This window comes from Nocardioides sp. N13(2025) (assembly GCF_051912545.1).
Taxonomy (GTDB): domain Bacteria; phylum Actinomycetota; class Actinomycetes; order Propionibacteriales; family Nocardioidaceae; genus Nocardioides.
In genome coordinates, this window is the sequence record NZ_CP196809.1 from 92,519 (window position 1) to 115,918 (window position 23,400).

The 23,400-nt window shown below is 72.1% G+C and carries 25 protein-coding genes; 22 read left to right on the forward strand and 3 right to left on the reverse strand.

Features of this window, described 5'->3' with window-relative positions; genetic code table 11:
* Positions 1-2 precede the first annotated feature (2 nt).
* The 5 genes from ACS3YM_RS00485 to ACS3YM_RS00505 are packed head-to-tail and all read left to right on the forward strand — an operon-like array spanning position 3 to position 4,788.
* Positions 3-2,054: an acyl-CoA dehydrogenase family protein gene (locus ACS3YM_RS00485; RefSeq protein WP_439938096.1), complete on the forward strand. Its 2,052-nt coding sequence runs from the start codon at positions 3-5 to the stop codon at positions 2,052-2,054.
* Complete coding sequence (locus ACS3YM_RS00490) at positions 2,051-2,722, forward strand: class I SAM-dependent methyltransferase (protein WP_439938097.1); 672 nt, start codon at positions 2,051-2,053, stop codon at positions 2,720-2,722. The genes ACS3YM_RS00485 and ACS3YM_RS00490 overlap by 4 nt, the downstream gene beginning before the upstream one ends.
* A complete protein-coding gene (locus tag ACS3YM_RS00495; protein WP_439938098.1) occupies positions 2,719-3,294 on the forward strand; it encodes a hypothetical protein in 576 nt (191 codons plus the stop codon). The genes ACS3YM_RS00490 and ACS3YM_RS00495 overlap by 4 nt, the downstream gene beginning before the upstream one ends.
* A 49-nt stretch (positions 3,295-3,343) precedes the next feature.
* Positions 3,344-3,925 (forward strand): carboxymuconolactone decarboxylase family protein, encoded by a 582-nt coding sequence (locus ACS3YM_RS00500; RefSeq protein ID WP_439938099.1) that lies wholly within the window; start codon positions 3,344-3,346, stop codon positions 3,923-3,925.
* The gene (locus tag ACS3YM_RS00505; RefSeq protein ID WP_439938100.1) at positions 3,922-4,788 is read left to right on the forward strand and encodes an RNA polymerase sigma-70 factor; all 867 of its coding nucleotides are present in this window, start codon (positions 3,922-3,924) and stop codon (positions 4,786-4,788) included. Before ACS3YM_RS00500 ends, ACS3YM_RS00505 begins: the two co-directional genes overlap by 4 nt.
* A gap of 4 nt (positions 4,789-4,792) precedes the next feature.
* On the opposite strand, the gene ACS3YM_RS00510 is transcribed toward ACS3YM_RS00505, so the two are convergent.
* The gene (locus ACS3YM_RS00510; RefSeq protein WP_439939804.1) at positions 4,793-5,329 is read right to left on the reverse strand and encodes an inorganic diphosphatase; all 537 of its coding nucleotides are present in this window, start codon (positions 5,327-5,329) and stop codon (positions 4,793-4,795) included.
* 114 nt (positions 5,330-5,443) lie between these two features.
* Here ACS3YM_RS00510 and dacB point away from each other — a divergent pair, with 114 nt between their 5' ends.
* The 12 genes from dacB to ACS3YM_RS00570 all read left to right on the forward strand — a co-directional run bounded on the left by dacB (position 5,444) and on the right by ACS3YM_RS00570 (position 16,431).
* Complete coding sequence (gene dacB, locus ACS3YM_RS00515; RefSeq protein ID WP_439938101.1) at positions 5,444-6,928, forward strand: D-alanyl-D-alanine carboxypeptidase/D-alanyl-D-alanine endopeptidase; 1,485 nt, start codon at positions 5,444-5,446, stop codon at positions 6,926-6,928.
* Between the two features lie 9 nt (positions 6,929-6,937).
* Positions 6,938-7,954 (forward strand): zinc-dependent metalloprotease, encoded by a 1,017-nt coding sequence (locus tag ACS3YM_RS00520; RefSeq protein ID WP_439938102.1) that lies wholly within the window; start codon positions 6,938-6,940, stop codon positions 7,952-7,954.
* Complete coding sequence (gene tilS, locus ACS3YM_RS00525) at positions 7,951-8,925, forward strand: tRNA lysidine(34) synthetase TilS (RefSeq protein ID WP_439938103.1); 975 nt, start codon at positions 7,951-7,953, stop codon at positions 8,923-8,925. Before ACS3YM_RS00520 ends, tilS begins: the two co-directional genes overlap by 4 nt.
* Before the next feature lie 18 nt (positions 8,926-8,943).
* Positions 8,944-9,495 (forward strand): hypoxanthine phosphoribosyltransferase, encoded by a 552-nt coding sequence (gene hpt / locus ACS3YM_RS00530; RefSeq protein WP_439938104.1) that lies wholly within the window; start codon positions 8,944-8,946, stop codon positions 9,493-9,495.
* Positions 9,496-9,597: 102 nt separating this feature from the next.
* Positions 9,598-11,655, forward strand: a complete 2,058-nt coding sequence (ftsH, locus tag ACS3YM_RS00535) for an ATP-dependent zinc metalloprotease FtsH (RefSeq protein ID WP_439938105.1) — start codon at positions 9,598-9,600, stop codon at positions 11,653-11,655.
* A complete protein-coding gene (folE, locus tag ACS3YM_RS00540) occupies positions 11,652-12,272 on the forward strand; it encodes a GTP cyclohydrolase I FolE (protein ID WP_439938106.1) in 621 nt (206 codons plus the stop codon). The genes ftsH and folE overlap by 4 nt, the downstream gene beginning before the upstream one ends.
* Before the next feature lie 50 nt (positions 12,273-12,322).
* Positions 12,323-13,135, forward strand: coding sequence for a dihydropteroate synthase (folP, locus tag ACS3YM_RS00545; protein WP_439938107.1), 813 nt, complete (start codon positions 12,323-12,325; stop codon positions 13,133-13,135).
* Positions 13,132-13,506 (forward strand): dihydroneopterin aldolase, encoded by a 375-nt coding sequence (gene folB / locus ACS3YM_RS00550; protein ID WP_439938108.1) that lies wholly within the window; start codon positions 13,132-13,134, stop codon positions 13,504-13,506. The genes folP and folB overlap by 4 nt, the downstream gene beginning before the upstream one ends.
* Positions 13,507-13,552: 46 nt before the next feature.
* Positions 13,553-14,068: a 2-amino-4-hydroxy-6-hydroxymethyldihydropteridine diphosphokinase gene (folK, locus tag ACS3YM_RS00555; RefSeq protein ID WP_439939805.1), complete on the forward strand. Its 516-nt coding sequence runs from the start codon at positions 13,553-13,555 to the stop codon at positions 14,066-14,068.
* The gene (locus ACS3YM_RS00560; RefSeq protein ID WP_439938109.1) at positions 14,065-14,559 is read left to right on the forward strand and encodes a DUF3180 domain-containing protein; all 495 of its coding nucleotides are present in this window, start codon (positions 14,065-14,067) and stop codon (positions 14,557-14,559) included. The genes folK and ACS3YM_RS00560 overlap by 4 nt, the downstream gene beginning before the upstream one ends.
* Positions 14,560-14,568: 9 nt before the next feature.
* Positions 14,569-15,186 carry a hypothetical protein gene (locus tag ACS3YM_RS00565; RefSeq protein ID WP_439938110.1) on the forward strand — a complete coding sequence of 206 codons (618 nt, stop codon included), beginning with the start codon at positions 14,569-14,571 and terminating at the stop codon, positions 15,184-15,186.
* 162 nt (positions 15,187-15,348) lie between these two features.
* Entirely contained in the window at positions 15,349-16,431 is a 1,083-nt protein-coding gene (locus tag ACS3YM_RS00570; protein WP_439938111.1) for a GNAT family N-acetyltransferase, read from the forward strand.
* Positions 16,432-16,525: 94 nt separating this feature from the next.
* Here ACS3YM_RS00570 and ACS3YM_RS00575 read toward each other — a convergent pair whose 3' ends face one another.
* A complete protein-coding gene (locus ACS3YM_RS00575; protein ID WP_439939806.1) occupies positions 16,526-17,482 on the reverse strand; it encodes an ABC transporter ATP-binding protein in 957 nt (318 codons plus the stop codon).
* Between the two features lie 30 nt (positions 17,483-17,512).
* Between ACS3YM_RS00575 and ACS3YM_RS00580 the strand changes: the two genes are divergently transcribed.
* From ACS3YM_RS00580 to ACS3YM_RS00590, 3 genes are read left to right on the forward strand one after another with little or no spacing between them, the layout of a single operon-like run.
* The gene (locus ACS3YM_RS00580; RefSeq protein WP_439938112.1) at positions 17,513-18,211 is read left to right on the forward strand and encodes an ABC transporter permease; all 699 of its coding nucleotides are present in this window, start codon (positions 17,513-17,515) and stop codon (positions 18,209-18,211) included.
* Complete coding sequence (locus tag ACS3YM_RS00585; protein WP_439938113.1) at positions 18,208-18,978, forward strand: ABC transporter permease; 771 nt, start codon at positions 18,208-18,210, stop codon at positions 18,976-18,978. Before ACS3YM_RS00580 ends, ACS3YM_RS00585 begins: the two co-directional genes overlap by 4 nt.
* A gap of 53 nt (positions 18,979-19,031) precedes the next feature.
* On the forward strand, positions 19,032-19,985 hold the full coding sequence (locus ACS3YM_RS00590) for an ABC transporter substrate-binding protein (RefSeq protein ID WP_439938114.1): 954 nt from the start codon (positions 19,032-19,034) through the stop codon (positions 19,983-19,985).
* Positions 19,986-19,989: 4 nt separating this feature from the next.
* On the opposite strand, the gene ACS3YM_RS00595 is transcribed toward ACS3YM_RS00590, so the two are convergent.
* Positions 19,990-21,102 carry a glycosyltransferase family 2 protein gene (locus tag ACS3YM_RS00595; RefSeq protein WP_439938115.1) on the reverse strand — a complete coding sequence of 371 codons (1,113 nt, stop codon included), beginning with the start codon at positions 21,100-21,102 and terminating at the stop codon, positions 19,990-19,992.
* A 55-nt stretch (positions 21,103-21,157) separates the two neighbouring features.
* On the opposite strand from ACS3YM_RS00595, the gene ACS3YM_RS00600 reads away from it, so the two are divergent.
* Together ACS3YM_RS00600 and ACS3YM_RS00605 are read left to right on the forward strand one after the other, a co-directional pair.
* Positions 21,158-22,267, forward strand: a complete 1,110-nt coding sequence (locus tag ACS3YM_RS00600) for a sulfotransferase family protein (RefSeq protein ID WP_439938116.1) — start codon at positions 21,158-21,160, stop codon at positions 22,265-22,267.
* On the forward strand, positions 22,264-23,214 hold the full coding sequence (locus ACS3YM_RS00605; RefSeq protein WP_439938117.1) for a hypothetical protein: 951 nt from the start codon (positions 22,264-22,266) through the stop codon (positions 23,212-23,214). The genes ACS3YM_RS00600 and ACS3YM_RS00605 overlap by 4 nt, the downstream gene beginning before the upstream one ends.
* Positions 23,215-23,400 lie beyond the last annotated feature (186 nt).

A 23,400-nucleotide genomic window follows, 5' to 3' on the forward strand; every position in this document is an offset into this window, starting at 1 on the left:
CCATGACCACCGACGAGGTGCCCCCGATCTCCGACGAGATGCCCACCGTCGCGCCCGAGCAGCCCGCGGTCGCGAGGGTCGACGACGCCGGCACCCACGCCGACGACTCGGGCTACCGCCAGCCCGCCGTCGACGTCGACGCGCTCCGCACGCTCCTGGACGGCCGCTATCGCGAGGTGCGCGAGCTGGTGCGCGCCAACCTCGCCGAGCACGCGCAGATCCTGCTCGACCAGGAGCAGATGAGCACCGCCGACTTCCGCGAGCGGGTCAAGGACGTCGTGGTGATGATGGCCGAGACCGGGCAGACCGGCATGGGCTTCCCGGAGGAGTACGGCGGGGGCGGCGACATCGGCGCCTCGATCGCCGCCTTCGAGACCCTCGCCCTCGGCGACCTCTCGGTGCTGGTGAAGGTCGGCGTGCAGTTCGGCCTGTTCGGCGGCGCGATCCTCCAGCTCGGCACGAAGTCGCACCACGACGCCCACCTTGCCGACCTCGTGAGCGGCCGCACGATGGGCTGCTTCGCGATGACCGAGACCGGCCACGGCTCCAACGTGCAGGCACTCGGCACCGTGGCGACGTACGACGCCGAGGCCCAGGAGTTCGTCATCACGACCCCCGACGACGCGAGCCGCAAGGACTACATCGGCAACGCGGCGGCCCACGCCGAGCTCGCGGCCGTGTTCGCCCAGCTCGAGGTCGACGGCGTACGCCACGGGGTGCACGCCTTCGTCGTGCCGATCCGCTCCGGCGGCGAGGTCGTGGACGGCGTACGCATCGAGGACTGCGGTCCCAAGATGGGCCTCAACGGCGTCGACAACGGTCGCATCTGGTTCGACGGCGTGCGGGTGCCCCGCACCGCGCTGCTCAACCAGTTCGCCGAGGTGACCCCCGAGGGCCGCTACCTCTCGCCGATCGACAACCCCCACAAGCGCTTCTTCACGATGCTCGGCACCCTCGTCCAGGGTCGCGTCTGCGTGGGTGGGGCGGGCATCAACGCCGCCAAGGTCGCACTGACGATCGCCACCCGCTACGGGGTGCGCCGCCGCCAGTTCGAGGCGACCTCGCCCGACGAGGAGCAGCTGCTCCTCGACTACGGCATGCACCAGCGGCGGCTCTTCCCGCTGATCGCCCGGACGTACGCCCTCCACTTCGCGCAGGAGGTCGTGGCCGGGCAGCTGCACGATGTCTTCTCCGGCCCCGGCCCGACCGAGGAGGGGGGCCACGAGCACGCCCGCCGGATGCTGGAGTCGCGCGCCGCGGGCACGAAGGCGCTCGGCACCTGGCACGCGACCCGCACGATCCAGGAGTGCCGCGAGGCGTGCGGCGGCGCGGGCTACCTCAGCGCCAACCGGTTCACCGCGCTCAAGGCCGACACCGACGTCTTCACCACCTTCGAGGGCGACAACCACGTCCTGCTCCAGCTGGTCGCCAAGGGCCTGCTCACCGACTACGCCGGCGAGTTCGAGGACATGGACCAGCTCGGCATGGCCCGGTTCGTGGCCGGCCTCGCCGTCGAGACCGTCGTCGAGCGCACCGCCGTGCACAAGCTCGTGCAGTCCGTGCGCGACCTGCTCCCGGGGGGCGACACGTGGGACCAGGAGGCCGGCCTCCTCGACCCCAACTACCAGCTCGCGATGCTGCGCTTCCGCGAGGAGCACATGATCGGGGGAGTCGCCCGCCGGCTCAAGCGCGGCATCGATCAGGGGATGAACCCCGGCGCCGTCTTCTCGCGGGTGCAGGACCACGTCATCGCCGCCGCTCGGGCGCACACCGAGCGCCTGGTGCTGGAGGCGTTCGTGGCCAAGACGGCGGCGCTGCCCGACGGCGACCTCAAGGTCGTGCTCAACCTGCTCTGCGACCTGCACGCGCTCACCACGATCGAGGCCGACCGGGCCTGGTTCATGGAGCACGGCCGCCTCTCCAGCGCGCGGTCCAAGGCGATCAGCCGCGAGGTCAGCGCGCTGTGCCGCAAGGTCCGCCCGCTCGCCGTCGACCTCGTCGACGCCTTCGGCGTGCCGGAGGAGATGCTGCGGTCCCGGGAGCTCCTCGGGTGAGGTTCCCCGGGCTGGGTGGCTGGAGCGAGGACCCTCTGTGGTCCTACGTCTACCCCTGGCTCGTCGAGCACGAGCGCATCGGCGCCGTGGCCTGGCGGGCCGGCACGGGAAGCGACCTGGCGCTGCTGCGCGACGCCGCGGCCGAGCTCGGCACCCTGCCCGCCGGCACCCGGGTCCTCGACGTCCCCACCGGCTCGGGCGTCGCGCTGCGCGGCCTGCGTCCGGGGCAGGGCGTGGACCTCGTCGCGGCCGACATCTCCGCCACCATGCTCGGGCGCGCGATGGCCTCGGCGAGGAGGCTCGGTGTCGACGACCAGGTGACACCGGCCGTCGCCGACGTGGCGGAGCTGCCCTTCGGCGACGGCTCGTTCGACCTGGTCGTGTCGTTCACCGGCCTGCACTGCTTCCCCGACCCGCACCGCGCGATCGAGGAGATGGTGCGCGTCCTGGCCGCGGGCGGGGCGATCACCGGCAGCTCGCTCTTCACCGACACCGGGCCGCGCTACGAGCCCCTGCGTCGCGTCGGCACCCGGGCGGGCATCCTCGGGCCCATGTGCACCTCGACCGAGGCCCGCGCCTGGTTGCGGGACGCCGGCTGCGACCACGTCGACCTGACGCTCCACGGCGGACTCGGCTACTTCCGCGCGACCAAGGAGGAGATGGGATGACCTTCGGTGGACTGCCGACGCGGTGGGAGCCCGCCGGCGCGAGCCGCGGCGTCGCTCTGGTCGTCCCCGGCCGGGCCTACCCGCCCAGCGCGCCGTTGCTCGAGCTCGCCCGCCGTGCCCTGCTCCAGCACGGCTTCACCGTGCAGCAGCTCTGGTGGGACTCGACGACCCGCGGCGACGAGGACGCCGAGCCGTGGGTACGCCGTCACGTCGAGGCCGCGCACGCCGAGGAGGACGCCGACCACGTGCTGCTGGTCGGCAAGTCGCTCGGCACCCACGCCGCGTCGTACGCCGCCGAGCGCGGGCTGGACGCGATCTGGCTGACCCCGCTCCTCACCGTGCCGGCGCAGGCCGAGGCGATCGCCGCCAACGCCGGCCGGCAGCTCCTCGTCGGCGGCCTGGAGGACGGGCTCTGGGACACCGAGATCGCGCGCGAGCTCGCCGACGCGGGCTGCGACGTGCTCGAGGTGGCCGACGCCGACCACAGCATGGGCACCGACGACGCCGTGCGCACCGCCGAGATCCACCTCGAGGTCGCGCGGGCCGTCGAGGCGTACCTGTCACAGATCTGACGCGGCCGGTGTCTCCATGTCATCCGGTCCCCACAGATGGAGAGATGACATGACCAGCAGCTTCAGGATCCCGCCTGCCAGGCTCGACGGCGCCTACGGAGCGGTGATGACCCGCGTCGCGAGGCGGATGTGGGGCAAGGTCCCCGACAACGCCTACGTCCTGTGGCACCACAAGCCCGTGCTCAAGGCGGTGTTCGGCTTCGAGCAGAAGGTCGGCAGGTGGAAGGCCCTCGACCCGCACCTCAAGACCTACGCCGAGATGGCGAGCGCCGGCGCGATCGGCTGCTCGTGGTGCCTGGACTTCGGCTACTTCCTGGCCCACACCAAGGGCCTCGACGAGAGCAAGGTGCGCGAGGTGCCGCGTTGGCGGGAGTCGCAGGTGTTCACCGGCCTCGAGCGCGAGGTGATGGCGTACGCCGAGGCGATGACCGCGACGCCGCCCGAGGTCACCGACGAGATGGTCGCCAGCCTCGACCGCCAGCTCGGCCACGCCGCCGTCGTCGAGCTCACGATGATGGTGGCCGTGGAGAACGAGCGGTCGCGCTTCAACTCGGCCATGGGCCTGGCGAGCCAGGGCTTCAGCGACGTCTGCGAGCTGCCGCTGGCGCAGGCGGGGAGCATCACGACGTGAGCCTCGACCCCTTCCTCGAGCACCGCAACCTGCTCTTCACGGTCTCCTACGAGATGCTCGGCTCGGCGGCCGACGCCGAGGACGTGCTGCAGGAGGTCTGGCTGCGGTGGGCCGAGGTCCCCCACGAAGAGGTGCGCGACCCCCGCGCCTACCTCGTCCGGATGGCCACCCGGCTCTCGCTCAACCGGCTGCGGACGCTCTCGCGGCGCCGCGAGGACTACGTCGGCACCTGGCTGCCCGAGCCCGTGCTCACCGCCCCCGACGTGGCGCTGGACGTCGAGCTCGCCGACAGCGTCTCGACCGCGATGCTGCTGGTGCTGGAGACGCTGCCGCCGACCGAGCGGGCGGTGTTCGTGCTGCGCGAGGTCTTCGACGTGCCGTACGCCGAGATCGCGGAGGCGGTCGAGAAGTCCGAGCCCGCGGTGCGGCAGATCGCCGCCCGCGCGCGGGGGCACGTGGCCGAGCGCCGCCCGCGGGCCTCCGTCACCGCCGCCGAGCGCGACGCGGTCATCGAGCGGTTCCGCGCGGCGACCGAGACGGGCGACCTGCAGGGCCTGATGGACGTGCTCGCTCCCGACGTGGTGCTGATGACCGACGGCGGCGGCAAGGTCAAGGCCGCGCTCAACCCGATCTTCGGGCGCGACAAGGTCTTCCGCTTCCTCACCGCGGTCGCGCCGGACGCGCTCGAGCTCGAGCCGGTGTGGCTCAACGGGTCACCGGCGATCCATTTCGTGGTCGCCGGTCAGCGCGACGGCGTCGGCACCATGCTCGTGGAGGACGGCGTCGTGACCCGGCTGTTCCTGGTGCGCAACCCCGACAAGCTCTCCGCGGTCGCCACCCCCGTCGACCTCGCCCGCCTGTGACGGATCAGGCGTCCTCGCCGAGGCTGTCGTCGGCGAGGTTCTCGACGTCGTTGCCGTGGCCCTCGGTCTTGAACCGCTCGAAGGAGGCACGCACCTCGGCCTCGGCCTCGACGCGGCCGACCCAGTCGGCGCCCTCGACGGACTTGCCGGGCTCGAGGTCCTTGTAGACCTCGAAGAAGTGCTGGATCTCGAGCCGGTCGTACTTCGAGACGTGGTTGATGTCGCGCAGGTGCTCCAGGCGCGGGTCGTGCGACGGCACGCACAGCACCTTGTCGTCGCCGCCGGCCTCGTCGGTCATGCGGAACATGCCGATGGCGCGGCACTCGATGAGGCAGCCCGGGAAGGTCGGCTGCTGCAGGATCACGAGCGCGTCGAGCGGGTCGCCGTCCTGGCCGAGGGTGTTCTCGATGTAGCCGTAGTCGGCCGGGTAGGCGGTCGAGGTGAAGAGCATGCGGTCCAGGCGGATGCGCCCGGTCTCGTGGTCGACCTCGTACTTGTTGCGCTCGCCCTTGGGGATCTCCACCAGCACGTCGAACGTCAGCACGTCTTCCTCCACACTCCGGCACGTCATCGGGCCATCTCAGGGTCCTGCTCGCAGCCTCGAGCGGGAGCCCGAGGCGAAGGTCTGGGGGCAGTGTCCCGCACAATGGCCCCGATGCGCGAAGCGAGAGGGTCGAAACGTCGGCGACGTGAGGTACGCCACTCGCCGCGCCGCCGCGTCGCGACGTGGCTCCCGACGGTGCTCGTCCTCGCGCTGCTGGCGGCCGGGCTGGGGGCCTACCGCTTCGAGTGGGGCCAGCGCTACCTGCCGTGGCTGGCCGCCGACCCGGTCACCGAGCCCGAGGCCGTGCTGCCTCCGGCCGGGCTCGACCTGCCCGAGTGGACCGTCCCGGTCGCGGACGCCGAGGTCGTGGACACCGCGTCGGTGATCGCGCCCGGCAAGGTCGCCTCGGCGATGACCCCCGACCTGGCCGACCCCGACCTCGGGCGCCACGTCGTCGCCGCGGTGACCTCGCTGGCCCCCGGGTCCGAGGTCTGGACCGCGGGCGACGGGACCTACCTGCCGGCGTCCACCACCAAGCTGCTCACCCTGGGCGCAGCGCTCGCCACGCTCGGACCGGACCACACCTTCACCACGCAGGTGGTGCGCGGCCGCGGGCCGCGCGAGGTGGTGCTCGTCGGCGGCGGCGACCCGCTCCTGGCGAGCAAGCCCCTCACCCTCGCCGAGGCCGAGTCCACCTACCCCGCGCGCGCCGACGTCTCGTCGCTGGCGCTCGCCGCGGCCGAGGCGCTCGGCGGGAAGGGCCGGGTCAAGGTCCGCTTCGACGACTCCCGCTACACCGGACCGACCGACAACCCGGCCTGGCGTCGCGACTACGTCCCCGACGACATCGTCAGCCCGATCACCTCCCTGATGGTCGACAGCGGGATCGAGCCCGACGGGCAGTCCCGCTCCGACGACCCCTCCCTGGCTGCCGCCCGGGCCTTCGCGGCCGCCCTCGGCGCTGCGGGCCTGAAGGTGGTCGGCGAGCCCGAGCGGGTCGTCGTACCCGAGGGAGCCGAGCAGCTGGCCGCCGTCGACAGCGCGCCGCTCTCGGAGGTCGTGGAGCGGATCCTCGACGTCAGCGACAACGAGGGTGCCGAGGTGCTCGGCCACGAGGTCGGGCTCGCCACCGCCGGGACCGGCTCCTTCGAGGCGGGCGCCGCCGGCGTGCTCGCCACGCTCCGCGACCTCGGCATCGACACGACCGGCGACCGGCTGTACGACGGCTCCGGCCTGTCGCGTCGCAACCGGGTCAGCGCCACGACGATGCTCGCGCTGATCCAGCACGCGGCGGGACCGGACGGGGCCGACCTCCGCAACCTCGTCACCGGGATGCCGGTGGCCGGCTTCACGGGGTCGCTGACCTACCGCTTCGCCGAGGGCCCGGCCGTCGCGCGCGGCCTCGTGCGCGCCAAGACCGGCACGCTCACCGGCGTCCACGCCCTCGCCGGCATCGCGGTCGGTCGCGACGGTGAGCCGATGGCGTTCGTGCTCGCCGCCGACAAGGTGAAGCCGGAGGACACCCTCGACGCGCGCGACGCCCTCGACCGGGCCGCTGCCGCGCTCGCCGCCTGCCGGTGCTCGACCCCCGGCTAGGGTCGGGACATGAACCTCGTCGACTGGGACTTCGCCGTCACCGTGGGGTCCCGGGTCGCCGGGCCCGGCCCGGAGGTGTCCGCCGAGGAGGCGGCCGCCGCCGTGGTCGAGCTGCGTGAGGGCGCTGAGCGCTCCACCCCTCTGGTGCAGGAGTTCACCGGCCTGCACGCCGCGGCCGGCACGGCTCCCGTGCTCGTCGTCGACAGGCGCGGCTGGGTGCGGGCGAACGCCGACGGGTTCAGCAAGATCCTGGCCCCCATCGTCGACAAGCTCATCGACAAGAAGGGGCCGCCGTCGGCCTTCGCCGAGGCGGTCGGCTCCCGCGTGACCGGGGCCGAGGTCGGTCTGATGCTCGGCTTCCTCGGCACCAAGGTGCTCGGCCAGTTCGACCCGTTCTTCTCCCCGCACGGCCGTCTGCTCCTCGTCGCGCCCAACATCGTCCACGTCGAGCGCGAGATCGACGCCGACCCGACCGACTTCCGGCTGTGGGTGTGCCTGCACGAGGAGACCCACCGGGTGCAGTTCACCGCCAACCCGTGGTTGGGCGAGCACCTGATGACCCAGATGAACGCCGTCGCCGAGACCATCGAGCCGAGCGCGCTGCTCGACGGGCTGCGGCGCGGGGCCGAGGCGATCCGCAGCGGCAACGGCAGCATCCTCGACCTCATGTCGTCGCCCGAGCAGAAGGAGATCCTCGACCGGGTCACCGGCGTGATGTCGCTGCTCGAGGGCCACGCCGACGTGGTGATGGACGGCGTCGGCCCCACGGTCATCCCGTCGGTCGAGCAGATCCGCAAGAAGTTCAACCAGCGCCGCCAGGGCGTCGGCACCCTCGACAAGCTGCTGCGCCGCATCCTCGGCCTCGACGCCAAGATGGCGCAGTACCGCGACGGCGCCGTCTTCGTCCGCCACGTCGTCGACAAGGTCGGCATGGAGCAGTTCAACGCCGTGTGGAGCGGGCCCGACACCCTGCCGTCCAAGGCCGAGATCACCGACCCCGACGCCTGGGTCGCCCGCGTGCTGTGACGCTCCACCCCTCCGTCGCGGCGGTCCGCGTGCCGGTCCGTGCCGCGCTGGCCCGGCTCACGGCCGGCGACGTCGTCGCGGTCGCCTGCAGCGGTGGGGCGGACTCGCTCGCGCTCGCCTCCGCCGCGGTCTTCGAGGGGCACAAGCTCGCGCTCCGCATCATCGGGGTCACCGTGGACCACGGCCTCCAGCCCGGCTCGGCGGCGCAGGCCGACCGGGTGGTCTCGCAGCTCGCCGCGATCGGGGTCGACGAGACGCTGACCGCGCGCGTCCACGTCGACCCGTCCTCCGGCCTCGGCCCGGAGGCGGCGGCCCGGGAGGCGAGGTACGCCGTCCTGGAGGAGGTCGCGACGCAGGTGCGGGCCGCCACGGTGCTGCTCGGCCACACCCTCGACGACCAGGCCGAGACCGTCCTCCTGGGCCTCACCCGCGGCTCGGGCGGTCGCTCGCTGCAGGGCATGCGGCCGGCCTTCGGGGTCTTCGCGCGCCCGCTGCTCGGCGTACGCCGCGACGACACCGTCACCGCCTGCCAGGTCGAGGGCCTGGACTACTGGGACGACCCGCACAACCACGACCCCGGCTACACCCGCGTGCGCGTGCGCGACCGGGTCCTCCCGGTGCTCGAGGACGAGCTCGGACCCGGCATCGCCGAGGCCCTCGCCCGCACGGCCGACCAGCTGCGCGACGACACGGCCCTGCTCGACCAGCTCGCCGACCGGGCGCTCGACGAGGCCCGCCGGCCGGACGGCCTCGACGTCGACGCCCTCGCCGCCGCGCCCCCGTCCCTGCGGCACCGGGTCATCCACCGCGTCGCCCGCGAGGCCGGCGTACCCGCCTCCGAGCTCACCCGCGGGCACGTGCTCGAGGTCGACAAGCTGCTCGTCGCGTGGCGCGGCCAGCGCTGGGTCGACCTCCCCGGCCACCTGCGTGCCCTCCGCCGCGACGGCCTGCTGGTGATCGAGGCCCCCTGAGACCCTAGGCTGCAGCCCATGGACTCGTCCCACGTGGAGAACGACCTGGTCAACATCCTCTTCACCGAGGAGCAGATCCAGCAGCGCCTGGGCGAGATGGCGCTCCAGATCACTGAGGACTACGAGGGGCGCGACCTGCTGGTCGTCGGCGTCCTGCGGGGCGCGGTCATGGTGATGGCCGACCTCGCCCGCGCGATGCCGCGCCACCTCGAGATGGACTGGATGGCGGTCAGCTCCTACGGATCGGGCACCAAGTCGAGCGGCGTGGTCCGGATCCTCAAGGACCTCGACACCGACATCAGCGGTCGCGACGTGCTGATCGTCGACGAGATCATCGACACCGGCCTGACGCTGAGCTGGCTGGTCAACAACCTCTCCAGCCGCAGCCCGGCGAGCGTCGAGATCGCCACCCTGCTGCGCAAGCCGGAGGCGCTGTCGATGCCGGTCGAGCCGAAGTACGTCGGGTGGGACATCCCCAACGAGTTCGTCGTCGGGTACGGCCTGGACTACCGCGAGCGCTACCGCAACCTGCGTGACATCGGCACCCTCGCGCCCCACGTGTACTCCTGAAGGAGGCGCGAGCAGGTGCCCGGCTTCACCCCGCCTGAAAGAATGAGCGTCCCGGCGACGTGTAGCGTCGCCTCCTCAACTCCGAACCGGTGAAAGTTGCCTGTGAAGCGCATATTCAAGGGTCCCTGGCTGTGGATCGTCCTGTCCGCCTTCGCGGTGCTGCTGGCGATCCAGTTCCTCGCGCCCAGCGACGGCTACGACGAGGTCAACACCTCGACCCTCGCCTCGTACATCGATGACGGCAAGGTCGACGAGATCACCTTCATCGACGGTGACCAGGAGATCCAGGCCACCCTCGACAAGGGCACTCGCGAGGACGGCGACAAGGTCGTCGCCTACTACATCCAGGGCGAGCAGGAGCAGATCCTCGCCGCGGTGAAGGAGGCGAAGGCCGCCGGCACGCTCGACACGTACAACTCCAAGAACCCGCAGCCGAGCTTCATCGGCTCGCTGCTCGCCACGCTGCTGCCGTTCGCGCTGATCATCCTGCTCTTCATCTTCCTCATGAACCAGGCCCAGGGCGGGGGCGGACGCGGCGTCATGCAGTTCGCCAAGTCCAAGGCCAAGCTGATCACCAAGGACATGCCGAAGACGACGTTCAGCGACGTCGCCGGCTGCGAGGAGGCGATCGAGGAGCTCGGCGAGATCAAGGAGTTCCTCACCGACCCGGCCAAGTTCCAGGCCGTCGGCGCCAAGATCCCCAAGGGCGTCCTGCTCTACGGCCCTCCCGGCACCGGCAAGACCCTGCTGGCCCGCGCGGTCGCCGGCGAGGCCGGCGTGCCGTTCTACTCCATCTCCGGCTCGGACTTCGTCGAGATGTTCGTCGGTGTCGGTGCCAGCCGGGTGCGTGACCTGTTCGAGCAGGCCAAGGAGAACCCGCCGGCCATCGTCTTCATCGACGAGATCGACGCCGTCGGCCGCCACCGCGGCGCCGGCATGGGCGGCGGGCACGACGAGCGCGAGCAGACCCTCAACCAGCTGCTGGTCGAGATGGACGGCTTCGACGTGCGCGGCGGGGTCATCCTCATCGCCGCCACCAACCGTCCCGACGTGCTCGACCCCGCGCTCCTGCGCCCGGGCCGCTTCGACCGGCAGGTCCAGGTCGACGCGCCCGACCTCAACGGCCGCCACCAGATCCTCAAGGTGCACTCGCGGGGCAAGCCGATCGCGCAGGACATCGACCTGCTGAGCATCGCCCGCCGCACGCCGGGCTTCACCGGCGCCGACCTGGCCAACGTGCTCAACGAGGCCGCGCTGCTCACCGCCCGCAGCAACCGCAAGATGATCACCGACGAGGCCCTCGACGAGGCGATCGACCGTGTCATCGCCGGCCCCCAGCGGCGTACGCGCCTGATGAGCGAGCGCGAGAAGCTCATCACCGCCTACCACGAGGGCGGCCACGCCCTCGTCGCCGCGGCGCTGCCCGGCACCGACCCGGTGCACAAGGTGACGATCCTGCCCCGCGGCCGCGCGCTCGGCTACACGATGGTGCTGCCCGACCGCGACAAGTACTCCCAGACCCGCAGCGAGATGCTCGACTCGCTCGCCTACATGCTCGGTGGCATGGCGGCGGAGGCCCTGATCTTCCACGACGTCACCTCGGGGGCCGGCAACGACATCGAGAAGGCCACCAACCTGGCCCGGGCGATGGTGACCCAGTACGGCATGACCGAGCGCCTCGGCGCGGTCAAGCTCGGCGACAGCAACTCCGAGCCCTTCCTGGGCCGCGACATGGGGCACACGCGCAACTACTCCGAGGAGACCGCGGCCGCGGTCGACGAGGAGGTCAAGAAGCTGCTGGGCCACGCCCACCAGGAGGCCTTCGAGATCCTGGAGACCAACCGCGAGGTCCTCGACGCCCTGGTGCTGGCCCTCCTCGACAAGGAGACCCTCGACAAGGGCGAGATCGCCGAGATCTTCGAGCCGCTCACCCTGCACCCCGCGCGGCCGGCCTGGACGGGCTCGCCCGAGCGGGTGCCGTCGGCGATCCCGCCGGTCGACATCCCGCAGGAGATCCGCGACCGGATCCACGCCGACGCGCTCGCGCAGGAGCCCGGTGCTGGTGCGGTCCTCACGCCGCCTGGTCCCGGGGGAGACCTGCACGGCACGCCCGAGGTCGGTCCTGAGACGCCGACCCCGCCGAGGCCGGACGCCCCGTGACCGACCCGATCTCCTTCCCGCAGCGCTCGCCCGAGGACGTCCCGGCGTTCGACCACGCGCGTGCCGAGGCAGCCGTCCGCGAGCTGCTCTACGCCATCGGCGAGGACCCCGACCGCGAAGGCCTGCACGACACGCCCGCCCGGGTCGCGCGTGCGTACGCCGAGCTCACGCACGGCCTGCACCAGACCGCCGAGGACGTGCTCACCACCACCTTCGACCTCGGCCACGAGGAGATGGTGCTGGTGCGTGACATCGAGCTGTGGTCGATGTGCGAGCACCACCTGGTGCCGTTCACGGGGGTCGCGCACGTCGGCTACATCCCTGCGGAGAGCGGGAAGATCACCGGTCTGTCCAAGCTCGCGCGCCTCGTCGACGTCTATGCCAAGCGTCCGCAGGTGCAGGAGCGGCTGACGACGCAGGTCGCCGACTCGCTCATGGAGATCCTCGAGGCCCGCGGCGTCATCGTCGTGATCGAGGCCGAGCACCTGTGCATGACGATGCGCGGCGTCCGCAAGGCCGGGGCCCGCACGATCACCTCCGCGGTGCGCGGCGCGATGCTCACCAACCAGGCCACCCGCGCCGAGGCGATGGCGCTGATCCACTCAGGCACCAGGTGAGCCAGGGCGCACCGTCGCCGACCGCCCGGGCTCCCCGGGCTCCCCGCGTCATGGGGATCGTCAACGTGACCCCGGACTCCTTCTCCGACGGCGGTCGCTGGGACACCACCGAGGCGGCCGTCGCCCACGGCCTCGACCTGCTGGCGCAGGGCGCCGACCTGCTCGACATCGGCGGCGAGTCGACCCGTCCCGGCGCCACCCGGCCGCTGGTGGCCGAGGAGCTCGACCGCGTGGTCCCGGTGATCCGCGAGCTCGCCGGCGCCGGAGCGCTGGTCTCGGTCGACACGATGCGCTCCGAGGTGGCCGAGGCGGCCGTGGCGGCCGGCGCCACCATCGTCAACGACGTCTCAGGCGGCCTCGCCGACCCCCGCATCCTCGACGTCGTCGCGGGCACCGACGCGTCCTACGTCGCGATGCACTGGCGCGCGCACGCCGACCGCATGCGCGACTTCAGCGACTACTCCCCGGACGGCGTCGTGGCGACTGTGCGCCGCGAGCTGGCCGAGCGCCTCCACGCGGCCGAGGCCGCCGGCATCGAGCGCGGACGGATCCTGCTCGACCCCGGGCTCGGCTTCGCCAAGCGGCCCGAGCACAACTGGGAGCTGCTGGGCGCGCTCGACGTGCTGGAGGACCTCGCCTGCCCGCTGCTGGTGGGGGCGAGCCGCAAGTCCTTCCTGGGCTCGCTGCTCGCCGAGGGCGGCAGGCCGCGCCCGGTCGACCAGCGCGAGCACGCCCACGCGGCGCTGGTCGCGCTGCTGGCGCTCCGCGGCGTCGACTGCCTGCGCGTGCACGACGTACGAGCCACGCGCGACGCCCTCGCGGTGGTCGCGGCGCTGCAGACCGCCGAGGAGCGAGAGCGATGACCGACCAGTTGTCCGTGACGGGCATCGAGTGCTGGGCCCACCACGGGGTCTTCGACTTCGAGAAGCGCGACGGCCAGACGTTCGTCGTCGACCTCGTGCTCGGTCTCGACACCCGGACAGCGGCCGCGACCGACGACTTGGCGGAGACGGTCGACTACGGCACGTTGGTCACCGGCGTGAAGGCCGCCGTGGAGCGCGATCCCGTCGACCTGATAGAAACCGTCGTCCAGCGCATCGCGGACACGTGCCTGTTGGACCCTCGTGTTGAATGGGCGCGAGTCACGCTCCACAAACCTGATGCACCCATCGACGCGACGTACTCGGACGTCGCGCTGACGATCACCAGAACGCGAGGCAACGCTCATGACTGAGTCCCCCAACCCCCACATCGTGGATGCCGACTCCCTCACCGGTGAGATGCACCCGATCCGCCGGGTGGTGGTCGCCCTGGGCTCCAACCTCGGCGAGCGGCTGGCCTCCCTGCAGGGCGCGGTCGAGGCCCTGGCCGACACCCCCGACTTCTTCGTCACCGGCGTCTCCCCGGTCTACGAGACCGACCCGGTCGACTCGCCCGACGGCGCTGGCCCCTACCTCAACGCCGTCGTCCTGGCCGACACCACGCTGCCCGCCGCCCGCCTCATGGAGCGCGCGCTGGCCGTGGAGGACGCCTTCGAGCGCGAGCGCAGCGACGTGCGCAACGCGCCCCGCACGCTCGACGTCGACCTCATCGTGGTGGGCGACCGCCGGTCCAACGAGGACTTCCTGCGCCTGCCGCACCCGCGGGCCCACGAGCGCGCGTTCGTGCTGCAGCCCTGGCACGACCTCGAGCCCGACGCCGTCTTCCCCGAGCGCGGCCCCATCGCCGACCTGCTCCGGGCGGCCGACGCCTCGGGGGTCCGCAAGCGTGAGGACCTCTCGCTCGAGATGCAGTGAACGAGATCGGTCCGGAGGAGGAGCCTCCGGAGCCGCGCGGGACCCTCCGCCCCACCTCGGCCCGCGCGCTGACGGTCTGCGTCGTCGTCGGGCTCATCGTCGGCTGGGGCATCCACCCCGTGCTGAGCCGCCTCGGCGGCCGCCCGCCGCTGGTGTCCTGGACGCAGGCGCTGGCCCTGGTGCTGGTGGCCGGGATCATGGGCTTCCTGGCGTGGCACACCTGGCAGACGGTCCAGGTGCGCGGCGAGCGGCTCGACCTGCAGCAGTCGGTCAACCGGTTGGTGCTCGCGCGGGCGTGCGCCCTGGGCGGGGCGCTGATCTGCGCCGGCTACGTGGGGTACGCCGTCAGCTGGCTCGGCGACCAGTCCCAGTACGCCGACCGGTGGATCCTCCGCTCGACCGTCGCGGCCGCCGGGGCCGCCGGGGTGACGCTCGCCTCGCTCACGCTCGAGCGTGCGTGTCGCACCGATGGCGGCCAGTCGCAGCCCTAGTCTGACCGCATGCCTCCCCAGCAGCCCCAGCAGTCACAGGCGTCGCGCACACCGGCCCGCCGTCGCCAGCGCAGCACGCGGCTGGTCGTGGCGGTCGCCCTGCTCGCCGTCGCCGCCGTGATCGTGATCAGCGCCCTCGCGTCCTCCTCCGCCGGCTTCACGGCCGTCGCTGCCGTCGTCGCCGTGCTCGCCGGTGCTGCCGCCACCCGCATCACCCACTCCGAGCTGATGCAGGCCCGGCGCGAGGCCGCGCAGGACCGCGCCGTCCAGGCCCAGGAGTACCGCGCGCTCACCGAGCGTCGTACCGCCGAGTCGGCCGCCTTCGCCGCCGACATGCGGCGCAAGATCTCCCAGCGCGAGGAGGCGATCGACGTGCTCGAGCGCGCCCTCTCCTCCGCCCAGAAGAACGCCGCCGAGCAGACCCTCAAGCGCGGCCAGGAGGCCCGTCGCGCCGACGCGGCCGAGCGTGGTCGCGACGCCGCCGAGCTCGGTCGCGACGAGGCCGAGACCCGTGCCGCCGAGGCCATCGTGGCGGTCGCCGAGCTCGAGGCCGAGCTCGACGTGCTCCGCGCCGAGCTCGACTCCCTCCGCGCCGCCGCCGCGCGCCGCAACCACAAGAGCGCCTGACTCCCGTCCTGCCCACCGCTCGGGCGGTGAGTGAGACACCTCTTCGACGCCGAGAACCTGCGCCACGCACCGCCCGCACGACAGGCGGTGGGTGACGCAGGTTTTCTGCTGCCAGAACCTGCGTCACTCACCGCCGGGCGGCGTGCGGAAGAATGACCGTTCGTGATCCCCGAGGACAACAGGTTCGAGAGCGACCCCACCGATGCGTTGCCCGACGACCCGGGACTTCCCGCCGGCTGGGTCGCGGAGACTCCTGACGGTGCCGACCGCGCCACCGTCGAGCGGCTGACCGAGCTGCTCCGCGCGCACGAACGAGCCGGCCGGGGCTGGGCCGGCTCGAGCCAGGACGAGGTCCTCGTGGAGGTCTCCGAGCACGGGCTGGCGATGCGCGAGAACCTCGTGGTCCGCGACGCTGGGGGCCGGATCCAGGCGTGGGGGAGCGTGCACGATCGCGCCGAGGGCCGGATGCTCTTCGTCCACATCGTCGACCGCGAGATCGACGAGCGCCTGGCCGACCGGTGCAGCGACGTGCTCTTCGAGTGGGCCGAGGCGCAGGCGAAGGCGGTGGGTGCGGCCCGCGGGCTGGCCGAGCAGCAGATCGACACCGGTGCCTTCGCCGACGACGAGCGGCAGCACGGCTGGCTGGAGGACGCCGGCTTCACCAAGGTGCGCACCTGGTGGCAGATGAGCCGCTCGGTCGAGGCCGAGGAGGCAGACCTGGTGCCCGACCCCGCGCGCTGGGAGCGCAAGGGCGTGGTGTTCCGGCTGGTCGAGCGGCAGGGCGACGGGCTGCCGGACGAGTCTGACCTGCGCGCGGTCCACGACGTGCTCGAGGGAGCCTTCACCGACCACTTCAACTCCGCCGAGGAGACCTTCCACGAGTTCATCCATCGCCTCCGTGAGGATCCCGGCCACCGCTGGGACCACTGGTGGCTCGCGGAGATCACGGACGGTGACGAGGTCGAGGCCGCCGGTGCCCTGGTCGGCACGGTCAGCGAGTCGGCCCACGGGCCGGACGGCTCGTACGTCTCCTACCTCGGCGTCCTGGAGTCCGCCCGCGGCCGCGGGGTGGCCACCGGACTGCTCCGCACGATCATCGCCGACGCCGCCTCGCGGCAGCGCGACCGCGTCGGCCTCGAGGTCGACGCCGACTCGCCGACCGGCGCCGACGGCCTCTACACCTCGATGGGCTGGGGCACGAAGTACGTCACGGAGTCCTGGCACCGGGATGTGCCGGTCGCGTAGACCCCGACCTTCCAGTCCTTTCGCCACGCTTCCTGCCCGTTGCAACGGCCGGGTACCCGGGCGATCACCGGGTACCCGGTGATCGCGACGCGGGCTAGCGCAGGGACTCCCGCAGCGCCCGGTGCACCCCGGCGGGAGTGAGCACGCCGAGGAACTGGGCGCCGCGGCGGACCCCGATCATCGGCTTGTCGTCGCGCAGCATCGTGGCGAGCGCCTCCTCGAGCGAGGAGTCGATGTCGATCGCCGCGCCGAGGTCGCCGGTGGAGACGCCGTCGAGCGGCTCGAGGTGCTCCTCGCGGAGCCGGGTCACGGTCAGCGTCCGCAGGCCGCCGGCGCCGACGAAGTCGGCCACCTGCTCGTCGGCGGGGTGGGCGAGCAGCTCGGAGGGGGCGGCGTACTGCAGGAGGTGGCCGCCGGCGGCGAACACCGCCACCCGGTCGCCCATCCGGATCGCCTCGTCGATGTCGTGGGTCACCAGCACCACGGTCTTGCCGAGCTCGTCCTGGAGCCGGCGGAACTCGTCCTGGAGCCGCCCTCGCACGATCGGGTCGACGGCGCCGAAGGGCTCGTCCATCAGCAGGACGGGCGGGTTGGCCGCCAGCGCCCGGGCCACGCCGACGCGCTGCCGCTGCCCACCCGAGAGCTCGTGCGGGTACTTCCTGGCGTACTGCTGCGGGTCGAGACCGACGGTGCTGAGCAGCTCGTGCGCACGCTCGCGCGCCGTCGCCCTGGACTCGCCGTAGAGCAGCGGCACCGTCATCACGTTCTGCTCGATGCGCTGGTGCGGGAAGAGGCCGATCTGCTGGATGACGTAGCCGATGCCCCGGCGCAGCTGGACCGGGTCCGCGTCGGTGACGTCCTGGCCGTCGAGCCAGATCCGGCCGGTGGTCGGCTCGATGAGGCGGTTGATCATCTTGAGGGTGGTGGACTTGCCGCAGCCCGAGGGCCCGACCAGGCAGACCATCTCGCCGCGCGCGACGTCGAGGTCGAGCTCGTGGACGGCCACCGTCCCGTCGGGGTAGGTCTTGCCCACGCCCTCGAGCCGGATCATCGACTCGCCGCCCCGTGTAGCGTCCATGCGGTGACCTTACTGGGGGCCGCCGACGAGCCCAGCTGCTACAGCCGGCTCGTCAACGACTGGGTCTGCCTGGACTACGTCTCGGACCGCCAGCGCGAGATCGTCGACGCCACGGTCCAGCACCTCGGCATCACGGTGGTCTCCGTGGCGCTCGGGCTGCTGATCGCCTTCCCGCTCGCGCTGCTCGCGCGTCGCCTGCCGCGCCTGGAGTCGGCGATCCTCGCGATCACCACCGGCATCTACACCGTGCCGTCGCTGGCGCTCTTCCCGCTGCTGGTGCCCTTCACCGGTCTCACCGCGACGACCGTCGTGATCGGCCTGGCGCTCTACGCCCTGACGATCCTGGTCCGCAGCCTGCTCGAAGGGCTGCGCGCGGTGCCCGACGACGTGCGCGAGTCCGCGACCGGGCTGGGCTACGGCCGCGGCGCGCTGCTGATGAAGGTCGAGCTCCCGCTCGCCCTGCCGGTGATCATGGCCGGCCTGCGCGTCGCCACCGTCTCCACCGTCGCGCTTACGACCGTGGGCTCGCTCGTGGCCTACGGGGGCCTGGGCAACCTCATCAAGGACGGCGTGCTGACCAACTTCCGCGCCGAGCTCTTCACCGCGTCGGTGCTGTGCGTGGTGCTCGCGGTGGTGCTCGACGCGCTGCTGGTGCTGCTGCAACGGCTGATGACGCCCTGGACGAGGGGAGCGAGGACGTGACGGTCTTCGGCGACATGTGGGCCTACCTCACCGACGGCGCCAGCTGGAGCGGGGGCGACGGCATCGCCGCCCTGCTCGGGCAGCAGCTCCTCCTCACGTCCACGGCGCTGCTGATGGCGATGGTCGTCGGCCTCCCGGTCGCGCTCTGGTTGGGGCACGTCGGTCGCGGCGGCTTCCTGGCGATCAACATCTCCAACGTCGGGCGCGCGATCCCGACCTTCGCGCTCCTCGCGCTGCTGGTCGTCGCGCCCTGGCCGGGCACCGCCGAGCTGGGCCCCTACGGCCGCGCCGGGCTCGCGACCCTCATCGCGCTGACGCTCTTCGCGCTGCCGCCCATCATCACCAACTCGTACGTCGCCATGCGCGAGGTCGCGCCGGAGGTGCGGGAGGCGGCCCGGGGCATGGGGATGACGGGGGTGCAGCAGTTCTGGCGGGTCGAGCTGCCGCTCGGGCTGCCGCTGGTGGTGTCGGGCCTGCGCCTGGCCCTGGTGCAGGTGTGGGCGACGGCCACGATCGCCGCGCTCGTCGCCGGCCCCGGCCTCGGCCAGATCATCACCGACGGCTTCTTCCGCTCCAACTACGGCAAGGGCATCGCAGGCGCGATGGTCGTGGCCGCGGTCGCCCTCGTGCTCGAGCTGGGGGCCGCGCTGGTGCAGCGCGCGGTCGATCCCGGCCGACGAGGCGCTGGCACCCCAAGAGGTGGGCACACGGATGCGTTGTCGGTGACCGGGGCTACGGTGGAGCAGCCCGCCGAATCCGTCGGCTGACGACGCACATCCGGACACGCGCAGCTGTTGCTGCGGGACACAGAAGGAACGCCATGCACCTGGTTCGTTCGCTGGCCGCGGTCCTCGCCGCCAGCGCCCTCACGCTCACCGGATGTGCCGGTGACGACCTGTCCAACGACACCGCCTCCGACGACTCGAGCTCCTCCGACGGTGGCGACAAGGGCTCGGTGACCATCGCCGGCCAGAACTTCCCCGAGGCCACCCTGGTCGCCTCGATGTACGAGCAGCTGCTCGAGGACGCCGGCTACACGGTCGAGACCAAGCTGGTCGACTCCCGCGACGCCTACATGCCCACCTTCCCCGGGGACGTCGACATCGTCCCGGAGTACGTCGGCGGCATCGTCAACTTCCTCAACTCCCAGGCCAACGGCGACAACGCCAAGCCCTTCGAGGCCGGTGACGGCCAGCAGCTCGCCGACGACGGCGCCAGCCTGCTCGAGGACGCCGGCATCGAGCTGCTCGAGCTCTCCCCGGCCACCGACACCAACGCCTTCTTCGTCACCCAGGACTACTCCGAGTCCGAGGGCGTCACGACGCTGTCCGACCTCGAGGGCAAGAGCGTCGTGCTCGCCGCCGCCCCCGACTGCGAGGGCCGGCTCGACTGCGAGGGCGGCCTGTCCGACCAGTACGGCATCGACGTGACCAAGGTGCTCGAGCTGGGCTACGCCTCCGACCAGACCTACCAGTCGGTCCTCGACGGCGAGTCGCAGCTCGGGGAGACCTCCACCACCGACGGCACGCTGGAGTCGCAGGGCCTGGTGATCCTGGAGGACGACAAGCAGATCCAGCCCGCGCAGAACCTCGTGCCCGCGGTCTCCGCCGACTTCCTGGCCGACCACCCCGACGTCGCCGACATCCTCAACCCGTTGATGGCGGCCCTCACCACCGAGGGTCTCACCGAGCTCAACGGGAAGATGGCCGTCGACCGCGCCAAGCCCGAGGACGTCGCCAAGGAGTTCCTCGAGTCCGAGGGCCTGCTCGGCTGACGCCTCACACCTCGTGGTCCCGCAGCGCGAGCGCTGCGGGGTCCACGGTGGACTCGTCCAGCACGGAGTGGGGCACCGCGAGCCGCCAGGCGCCGGTCGCCACGTCCTGCACCCGCGGGGCGGGCCCGTCCAGCGTCGCGGCCCACTCCATGAGCGAGGACACCTCGGCGCGCCGGTCCTCGGCGACCAGCCAGCCCGCGAGCCGGTGGACCGGCGGCAGGCCGCTGTGCACGAGGGAGCGCTGCCCCCAGAGCTCGAGCACCCCGGCACGCAGCAGCCGCCACCACTCGTCGGGCGCCCCGGGCACCAGCAGGAAGTAGCGCCACAGGTCGCCGGCCAGGACCCGGTCGACGAAGACCTGCTCGACCTCGGCGTCGCCGTGCGCGCGCACCGACGCGAGCGCCATCCGCTTGGTCTCCCAGCGGTCGAGCAGGTCCGGCACCGACGAGGCGCGCGTCTGGGTGATCGAGCCCTCGCGGATCCGCCAGCGGTAGACCACCTCGTCGAGCACGTCGAAGCGACCGTCGAGGAAGGACCGGGTGGTGGTGGGCTGGTCCTCGTAGCGCACGCCTTCCGGCCAGCTGAGCTCGGCGGCGTCCCAGAAGGAGCGGCGCCACACCTTGTTCCACGCGAAGACGTCGCCGAGGATCTCGGGCCGCTCCTCGATCCGCGCGCCGCGCAGGGGGCGGTGGAGCCGGCGCATCCACGGCGGCTCGACCAGCGCGTCGCCCTCCCAGCGCACGATCGAGCCGGTCGCGAAGTCGGAGCCCGAGTCGAGCAGCGCCGCCAGCAGGTCGGCGTACGCCGTCGACGGCAGGACGTCGTCGGAGTCGAGGAACGCGAGGTAGTCCCCGCGCACGTGCTGCGCGCCGAGGTTGCGGGCCGCGCCCAGTCCGCCGTTGACCGAGTGGACCACGCTGATGCGGGCGTCGCGTCGGGCCCACTCGTCGGCGATCTCGCCGGTGCGGTCGGTCGACCCGTCGTCGACGATGACCGCCTCCCAGCGCCGGTGCGTCTGCGCGAGCAGGGAGCGGACGCAGTCGTCGAGGTAGTCCTCCACGCCCCAGGCAGGGATCACCACGCCGAGGAGGGGAGCCCGGGAGAACAGCCGCTTCATGGGCGACGACCCTAGGACACGGGGTGGGGTGCAGGTCGCCGGTAGGCTGCCCGCCGTGACCGAGCAGCCCAGAGCGATCGACGAGATGAACCCCGACGGAGTGCCGCGGAAGGTCCTCTTCGTCGCCGGAGCCGGACGCAGCGGCACCAGCACGCTCGCCGGCGTCGTGTCCAAGCTCGGCATGCACGTCCCGCTGCCGGAGGTCCCGCCGGACGACTCCAACCCGCGCGGCTTCAGCGAGCCCCAGTGGGTCGTCGACGTCCACGACGAGTGGCTCGCCGAGGCGCTGGTCCAGGTCAGCGACTCGCGGCCGAACGCCTGGTTCGACACCGGCCGCATCTGCAGCCGCGAGCCCGCCCGCATCCGCGTGAGCGAGTGGCTGGAGCCGCACTTCGCCGAGCACCCCGAGCTGGTCATCAAGGACCCGCGGCTGAGCTGGTTCCTCGGCCTGTGGCGGGTCGCGGCGATCCGCACCGGCGCGACGCCCGTGTTCGCCACGATGCTGCGTCCGCCGGCCGAGGTCGTGGGATCGAAGCAGAAGTACTACGCCAACAAGCTCGGCTCCGCGCACCTCGCCGCCAGCTGGGTCAACATGCTGCTCCACACCGAGCGCGCCACCCGCGCCGCGGAGGGCGACGGTGGCCGGGTCTTCGTCCGCTACGAGGACCTCCTGACCGACTGGGTCAAGACCACGACGGCGATGGGTCACGCGCTCGACCTGCAGACGATCATCCACACGCGCAGCGACCAGATCCGCGAGGTGCACCGCTTCATCGACCCGCACCTGCGCCGCGTGACCTCCACCCTCGACGACCTCGCGCTGCCCAAGCGGTTGCACGACCTCACCGGTCAGACGTGGGAGGAGCTCAACAAGCTCGCCGACGAGGGCGGTGACACCACCGAGGCCCACGTGACCTTCGACCAGCTGCGCGCGGAGTACGTCGACCTCTACGAGGAGGCCGAGGCCATCACCCGCTCGACCGCGTTGCACGCCCGCCTCCAGGGCAGGCGCCAGGCCCTGGCGGAGGCCCGCGGGGAGCCGTCCCGGTCGCTCGCCGACCGGGTGCCACACGACGTACGCGCCGCGATCCCGCCGTCCGTGCGCCGGGGGATGCGCAAGGCGCTGGGCCGCAGTCGCGAGTCGGGGGCAGGGGACGACCAGTGACCATCCCGATCGGCTCCGGCCACGGGCTGACCAACATCGAGGGCCACACCGACTTCGACATCGTCTGGCCGTGGAACCGCGAGGGCGGCCTGCGTCGCGGCGCCACCGCCGTGCTGCGGGTGAAGAACGAGGCCCCCGGGCTGCGCTTCGTGCTGCCGCCCCTCCTGCGGGCCTGCGACCACGTGCTGCTGGTCGACAACGGATCCGACGACGGCACCGGCGAGGAGGCGCTCCGCGTCGCGGCCGAGCACGGCCTGTCCGACCGCTTCACGCTGAAGGAGTACCCCTTCGAGGTCGCGCGCGCAGGAGCCGAGCACCTCGCGGTCAACGAGCGGTCCGTGCACTCGCTGGCCTACTTCTACAACTGGTGCTTCTCGCACGTGCGCACCCGCTACTCGTGGAAGTGGGACGGCGACATGGTCCTCACCACCGAGGGCGAGGTGTCGATGGCCGACCTGTCGTGGCAGGTCGGGATGGCCGAGGCCGTCATCCGGTTCCCGCGCCACGGGCTCTACATCGAGTCGGACCGCAAGGCCTACCTCGACCTGGGGCTGCGCAACATCGAGGAGTGGGGCTTCCCGATGAGCCCCGACTACGTCTACACCAAGGCGCCCGAGTGGGAGATCCGCACGACCCCGGACCGCATTGAGATGTTCGCGCTCCCGCAGGGCCTGTGCGTCGAGCTCAAGTGGCTCGACGGCGACGAGTTCGCGCACTGGACCAACCCCGAGTCGTTCGCGACCTCGATCCGCAACCGCCGCAAGCGTCGCGAGTGGCTGGTCTGGAACGCACTGCACGACGGCGAGGTGCCCGAGGGCGTCGTCGCGATCGAGTCGCCCGAGGGTGTCCACGTGGTCGACCACGTCACCCACACCTGGCTGCCGCGCGCCCCGCGGCCGTTCGTGGTCGACGACCCCGACCACGCCAAGCTGCACCTGCGCGCCTGACCTCCGCCATCCAGCCGGGAGCCGTGACCGGGTTCACAGCCCCCCGGGGCATATCGGTTTGGTGTCCGGCGGTTGCCTCGTCGTATGGTCCTTCCGACTTCAATCTTGTTTGTCGACTGAGTTAGATCAGTTACGACGACGGGACCGGACCATCCCGGACGGCGTCCGCGCCGGTCGTGACCTCTC